Here is a 289-nt window from a genome sequence, read left to right on the forward strand (position 1 = left end):
TGGTCCGCATCATCCACGGGCTGGTCAGCTTCCGCGCGCTGCCGATCACCCGGTTCCCCAACATCGACATCCCGATCGTCTCGGTGACGATCACCCAGTCGGGCGCGGCGCCCGCGGTGCTTCAGACCCAGGTCACCAAGTGGGTCGAGGATTCGGTCGCCGGCGTGAAGGGCGTCAAGCACATCCTCTCGACGATCACGGAGGGCACCTCGACGACGACGATCGAGTTCCGCCCCGAGGTGAACCAGGACCGGGCGACCAACGACGTCAAGGACGCCATCGCCAAGAT

1 protein-coding gene is annotated in these 289 nt (G+C 65.7%); it reads left to right on the forward strand.

Features of this window, described 5'->3' with window-relative positions:
* Window positions 1-289, forward strand: a 289-nt coding sequence (locus ACLBXO_RS32200) for an efflux RND transporter permease subunit (RefSeq protein ID WP_447687966.1), incomplete at both ends; no start/stop codon positions are given.

The organism is Methylobacterium sp. C33D (genome assembly GCF_053345825.1).